Genomic DNA, 6288 nt, shown 5'->3' on the forward strand with positions numbered 1-6288 from the left:
ACCTGTCTGGGTACACCATTCAAAACTGTGGGAGCGAGCCTGCTCGCGAAGGCGTTCGGCAGGTCGCTGCCATCATCGGCTTAATGCCCGAGCCAGAAACGGCGCAGTCTTGCTCTTCTTGCTGGTGGCGACTTTCTGCGGTGTGCCGGCGGCGACGATACTGCCGCCCTGATCGCCCGCTCCAGGGCCGATGTCGATCACCCAGTCGCTCTGCGCGACGACACGCATTTCGTGTTCGACCACAATCACCGTGTGCCCCGCCGTCACCAGCGTATCGAGCTGTTCCAGCAAGCGATCGACATCCCTCGGGTGCAATCCCGTGGTCGGCTCATCCAGCACATACAAGGTCGCGCCACGCTGGTTGCGCTGCAATTCGGTTGCCAGTTTGATCCGCTGCGCCTCACCGCCGGAGAGCTCCGTGGCCGGTTGTCCCAGGCGCAGATAACCCAGGCCGATATCGCGCAGCACTTCCAGCGAACGACGAATCCCTGGCTGCTCGGCAAACACGGACACCGCCTCATCGACAGTCAGTTGCAGCACCTGAGCGATGCTCAAGCCCTGCCAGAGAATCGCCAGCGTCTGCGGGTTATACCGTGCGCCATGACAGGTCGGGCATGGCGCATACACACTGGGCATGAACAGCAATTCCACACTGACGAACCCCTCACCCTCGCAAGTAGCGCAACGGCCCTTGGCGACGTTGAAGGAAAACTGCCCGGCGTCATAGCCCGCCGCTTGTGCCTCGGGAGTCGCGGCGAACAGCTTGCGCACGTTGTCGAACAGCCCGGTGTAGGTCGCCAGATTGGAGCGCGGCGTGCGTCCGATGGGTTTCTGATCAACCTGCACCAGGCGTTTGATCGACTCCAGACCGGCGCTGATCTGCCCGGTGCTGGGCGGCGGCGTGTCATCTTCCAGGCTCGGTTCTTCCGACTCGGCCTCGGCCATTGGACGGCCCAACTGCGCGCCGACCAGTTCCAGCAAGGCCTGACTGACCAGACTCGATTTGCCAGAACCCGATACGCCGGTCACCGAGGTGAAACAGCCCAAGGGAAATTCGGCGCTGAGATTATTCAGATTGTTGCGCGTGACGCCGTCGAGCTTCAGCCACCCGCTCGGCTTGCGTGCGGCGCGCTCAGGGCGCTGGTTTTCCGCGAACAGATAAGCGCGGGTCTGCGAGTCTGCAATATCAGCAAGTCCCGCAGGCGGACCGCTGTACAACACGCGCCCGCCCTTTTCGCCCGCTGCCGGGCCGACGTCGATCAGCCAGTCGGCCCGGCGCATGGTTTCGACATCGTGTTCGACCACAAATAGCGTGTTGCCGTCGGCCTTCAAGCGCTGCAACGCCTCGAACAACGCCTCGCCATCCGCCGGATGCAGACCGGCAGACGGTTCGTCCAGCACATAAATCACTCCGAACAGCTGCGAACCCAATTGCGTGGCCAGGCGCAAACGCTGCAACTCGCCAGACGACAGCGTCGGTGTACTGCGTTCCAGCGCCAGATACCCCAGGCCGAGATCGGTCAGGGTGCTGACCCGCTCCAGCAAATCCTCAGCAATGCGTTGCGCCGCCAAGCGTTTTTCCAGCGATAGGTTCGGCGTGTGGCGCACGTCCGGTGCGCTGGCATGACCACTCGCGCCATGGGCGACACGCTGCTGACGCGCCTCGCGGGTTTGCGCATGGCTGAGGGTGTCGCCGCTCTCCTCGGCCTGTTCCAGATAATTCGCCGCTGCCACCGGTCTCAGCACTTCGGCCACTTGCAGCAACGGCATCTGCGACAGCTCGCCAATGTCGTAGCCGGCAAAGGTCACCGAAAGAGCCTCGCGCTTGAGCCGCTTGCCCTCGCACAATGGGCAAGGGCTGCCGCGCATGAACTGCGAAACACGCTTCTTCATCAGCGCACTTTGCGAGTGAGTGAAGGTGTGCAGGATGTAGCGCCGGGCGCCGGTGAAGGTGCCCTGATAACTCGGTTCCATTTTGCGTTTGAGCGCGACGCGGGTTTCTTCCGGGGTCAGCCCGGCGTACACCGGCACCGTCGGCGTCTCTTCAGTAAAGAGAATCCAGTCGCGCTGCTTTTTCGGCAGTTTTTTCCACGGAATGTCGACATCGATGCCCATGGTCACCAGGATGTCGCGCAGGTTCTGCCCTTGCCAGGCCAAGGGCCAAGACGCCACGGCGCGCTGGCGGATGGTCAGGTTCGGGTCCGGCACCATCAGCGCTTCGGTCACTTCATAGACGCGACCAAGTCCATGACACTCCGGGCAGGCGCCCTGCGGCGTGTTCGGTGAAAAGTCTTCGGCATACAACATCGGCTGCCCCGGCGGGTAACTGCCGGCGCGGGAATAGAGCATGCGGATCAGGCTCGACAACGTCGTCACGCTGCCCACCGACGAACGCGCGCTCGGCGTGCCGCGCTGCTGTTGCAAAGCGACGGCGGGCGGCAGTCCTTCGATGGAATCGACATCCGGCACGCCGACCTGATCGATCAGCCGCCGCGCGTACGGCGCCACCGATTCGAAATAACGCCGCTGGGCCTCCGCGTACAGCGTGGAAAACGCCAGCGACGACTTGCCCGAACCGGAGACGCCGGTGAACACCACCAGCGCATCGCGTGGAATATCGACATCAACGTTCTTCAGGTTATGTTCGCGGGCGCCGCGCACGCGAACCATGCCGGCGGGTGCTTTGGAATTGCGCTTGGAAATCATCGGCCTGCCTTGATTGAAAAACTGGGCAGCGCTCGGCATCAGGTGCCGAGCACCTCGCAAATCATCTGCAGTAACGCTTGCGGGCTGTAGGGTTTGCCGAGCAGATGCGTATCGGGGCTGAGCTGGTGGTCGCGGGAAATGATGTCGCGGGTATGCCCGGAAGTGAACAGCACCGGCACCGGCGGTGTCTGCACCTTGGCCCACGCGGCCAGATCCGAACTCTTGATCAGGCCGGGCATGACCACGTCGGTGAAGATCAGATCGATCTCGATGCCTTCCAGCAACATCTGCATGGCCACGTCGCCATTGCACGCGGTCATCACCCGATAGCCTTCCTCGCGCAGCAACTCCACCGCCGAAGCGCGCACCGCGTCATTGTCTTCCACCACCAGAATGGTTTCGTGGCCGCCGCTCTTGCGTTCGCCGACACTGGCGGTCTCTTCGCGAACCGGACGCAGACTGCGCGGGAAATATAACTGCACCCGCGTGCCTTCGCCGAGCTTGCTGTCGATCTCGACGTGGCCGCCACTCTGTTTGACGAAGCCGAACACCATGCTCAAACCGAGCCCGGTACCCTGGCCGTCGGCCTTGGTGGTGAAGAACGGTTCGAAGACCTGTTCCAGCATTTGTGGGGCAATACCCACGCCGGTGTCGGTGACCGCCACGCGAACATACTCACCGGCCGCTATGCCCTTGCCGGCGCAGTATTCGCTGTCCAGGCAGACATTGGCGGCACTGAGGCCGATGACGCCCTCGCCTTTCATCGCGTCGCGGGCGTTGATGGCCAGATTGAGAATCGCGTTTTCCAGTTGATTGCGGTCGACGTTGATATGCCACGGCTGCGGCGGCAGTTGCACGTCGATCTGAATGGTTTCGCCCAAGGCGCGTTGCAGCAACTCGCCAACGCCTTCGAAAATCTGTTCTGGGTTGCACACGGCCGGTGACAGCGGTTGCCGGCGGGCAAATGCGAGCAATTGCGAAGACAGTTTGGCCCCGCGCTCGACCGCCGCCAGCGAAGCCCCGACCCGGCGCTGCACGTTGGCATTATTTGGCTCATGCCGAGCGAGCAGATGCAGGTTGCCGGCGATCACTTGCAGCAGATTGTTGAAGTCATGGGCAACGCCACCGGTCAGGCCGCCAATGGCTTCGAGTTTCTGCGACTGGCGAAGCTGTTCCTCGGCCGCCAGTCGCGCATCCACTTCGGCGGCCACGCGCTGTTCGAGGTTGCGGGTGAATTTGAGCAGCGACTCTTCAGCATTCTTGCGCTCATGAATATCGATCAGCACGCCGGGGAAGCGAAACGGCCTTCCGTCTTCATCGAACTCGCAGGCACCACTGGCCAGCACCCACAGATATTGGCCATCGCCGCGCTGTACACGGTACTCGGCGTTGTAGGGCTCGCCAGTGCGCACACAATGGGCGACCCGCTCCTGGACCCATGGGTGGTCGTCGGGATGAATGCGCGATTCGGCGATCTCTTGTTGCAGATCGCTCAGGTCCTGATCCGGCGGGTAGGAAAAGGTGCGGGCGAAACGTTCGTCAGCGGAGAAGCGATTGTTCTTGATGTCCCAGACAAACGAGCCCAGCAGTGCGCCGGCATTCAGCGCCAGACGCACGCGCTCGTTGTCGGCGCGATAGGCATCTTCGGCCGCCTGGCGCAGGCGCTCGGAATGCACCAGTTCGGTGGTTTCGACCACCATCGCCATGACGCCGCCGGGCACGCCTTCGTCGTTGGCCACCGGGCTGTAATACAAATCCATCCAGACGTCTTCAGGCACGCCGTCGCGCAGCAATACCAGCTCTTTGTTGCGATAGGACAAGGTGCCACCGGCCAGGCAGGTGTCAACGACGTGGCGGTTGAATTCGGCGACTTCCGGCCAGCCCAGCTCAACCGGCACGCCAAGCAGATAAGGATGGCGGCCACCGGCAAATTCGGAATAAGCGTCGTTGTAGATCATGTAGCCGGCGTGCCCCCACAGCATCACCATGGGCAACGGCGAAGCCAGCATCAGTTGCACGGTGTTGCACAGGCTGGCCGGCCATTCGGCGAGCGCGCCCAGTTCCGTGTGGCTCCAGTCGAACGCACGGATGCGCTCGGCCATTTCGCCTCTCCAGCCTTCACAGCCGTGGCTTTCGGATAAAAACTGCATCGCCTGACTCAGTGTCCTTTTTTGCGGTTTTCCGATCTATCGCAACGCTACAACGACGCGACGCCCGTGTGTTTCGAGGCTGTGAAAACGCATTGGTTTCATCGCAGGTATAGCCGATTTGCGACGCAGAGCCATTCAGACGCCAATCAAGTGCTTGAGTGGGTGATAGCCGGTTTTCATTTTTGCCGCGACGTCGAGGATCGCTTTCTCGATTCCGTTGAGGTGCGTGCAGGTCAGTTCGATTGCGGCGCTCTGATTGCCGGCTTCGATGTACTCAAGCAAACGCAGGTGTTCATCGTCGCGGCAGGCTTGATGACTGTCGTCATCGAGCGCGGCGGCATATAGCGAGGCCCGCGAGATCAGCTTCTGGAACCAGTCGAGCAGTACCGGATTGTTCAGGCTGCGCGCCAGTTTGAGGTGGAACTCGCCGAGCAGATGGATGAGTCGTTCATGGTCGCCGGCAGCATGCGCGGCATCTTCCAGTAACAAGTGCTCGCGCAGATCCTGCATGGCAACGCTGTCTTTGCGCCGGCACAGTTCGGTGACGATGCCGATCTCGATCAGCCGCCGGGTTTCGAACAACGAACGCAGCTCTGCGTCACTGGGCAGCGACACCGATGCGCCTTTGTTGGGCTCGGTGGTGACCAGACCATCGGCTTCCAACTGCTTGAGCGCAGCACGCACCGAGGTGCGACTGACATTGAACAGCTCGGCCAGCGAGGCCTCACCCAGCTTCATGCCCGGGCGCAACGAACGCTTGCTGATCGCCGCATAAACCCCTTGGTAGACGCGATCGACCGTGGTTTCCAGCTTCTTTTCGCTCATTCGAACACTCCTTTGGCGTCGGGCAATTCATCCTGGCAGTGGCTGGCCATGGAGTTGATCGTGTTCCCGTACCAGTGTGAAGCGCAGAATATCTGCCTTCGGCCCAAAGGTGCAGCCTTTTGATTTATCTCGATTTTGAACAAACAGCCAAAACCTGTGGGAGCGAGCCTGCTCGCGAAGGCGGCGGTACATTCAACATCGTCATCGCCTGACACTGCGCTTTCGCGAGCGAGCTCGCTTCCACACTGATACGGGGCAGATCGACCATCTTCATCGCAACCAAAACCCCTGTGGGAGCGAGCCTGCTCGCGAAGGCGGCGGCACAGTCAACATCGTCATTGCCTGACACTGCGCTTTCGCGAGCAGGCTCGCTCCCACACTGATACGGGGCAGATCGACCATCTTCATCGCAACCAAAATCCCTGTGGGAGCGAGCTTGCTCGCGAAGGCGGCGGCACATTCAACATCGTCATTGCCTGACACTGCGCTTTCGCGAGCAGGCTCGCTCCCACACTGATACGGGGCAGATCGACCATCTTCATCGCAACCAAAATCCCTGTGGGAGCGAGCTTGCTCGCGAAGGCGGCGGCACATTCAACATCGTCAT

At 61.5% G+C, this 6288-nt stretch carries 3 protein-coding genes and 2 pseudogenes; 1 reads left to right on the forward strand and 4 read right to left on the reverse strand.

The features are described from left to right. Nucleotides 1-72 precede the first annotated feature (72 nt). The 3 genes from D8U82_RS04320 to D8U82_RS04330 form a co-directional block, all read right to left on the reverse strand. Nucleotides 73-2706, reverse strand: coding sequence for an excinuclease ABC subunit UvrA (locus D8U82_RS04320; protein WP_130901713.1), 2634 nt, complete (start codon nt 2704-2706; stop codon nt 73-75). Between the two features lie 38 nt (nt 2707-2744). Beyond that, a complete protein-coding gene (locus tag D8U82_RS04325; RefSeq protein WP_130901714.1) occupies nt 2745-4856 on the reverse strand; it encodes a PAS domain-containing hybrid sensor histidine kinase/response regulator in 2112 nt (703 codons plus the stop codon). A 135-nt stretch (nt 4857-4991) separates the two neighbouring features. Further along, nucleotides 4992-5681 (reverse strand): GntR family transcriptional regulator, encoded by a 690-nt coding sequence (locus D8U82_RS04330; protein ID WP_016774461.1) that lies wholly within the window; start codon nt 5679-5681, stop codon nt 4992-4994. Between the two features lie 248 nt (nt 5682-5929). Between D8U82_RS04330 and D8U82_RS28380 the strand changes: the two are divergent. Beyond that, nucleotides 5930-6055: pseudogene (locus D8U82_RS28380) on the forward strand (metal ABC transporter ATP-binding protein); the annotation flags it as partial. Nucleotides 6056-6085: 30 nt separating this feature from the next. On the opposite strand, the pseudogene D8U82_RS28255 reads toward D8U82_RS28380, so the two are convergent. Beyond that, nucleotides 6086-6288: pseudogene (locus D8U82_RS28255) on the reverse strand (hypothetical protein); the annotation flags it as partial.

The sequence above is a fragment of the Pseudomonas sp. Sample_23 genome, from assembly GCF_004307595.1.
GTDB lineage: Bacteria > Pseudomonadota > Gammaproteobacteria > Pseudomonadales > Pseudomonadaceae > Aquipseudomonas > Aquipseudomonas atacamensis.

What these genes read in the sequence shown, in the direction of transcription:
- D8U82_RS04320 (WP_130901713.1), bottom strand. Translation starts at nt 2,706, where the DNA reads ATGATTTCCAAGCGCAATTCCAAAGCACCCGCCGGCATGGTTCGCGTG.
- D8U82_RS04325 (WP_130901714.1), bottom strand. Translation starts at nt 4,856, where the DNA reads ATGCAGTTTTTATCCGAAAGCCACGGCTGTGAAGGCTGGAGAGGCGAA.
- D8U82_RS04330 (WP_016774461.1), bottom strand. Translation starts at nt 5,681, where the DNA reads ATGAGCGAAAAGAAGCTGGAAACCACGGTCGATCGCGTCTACCAAGGG.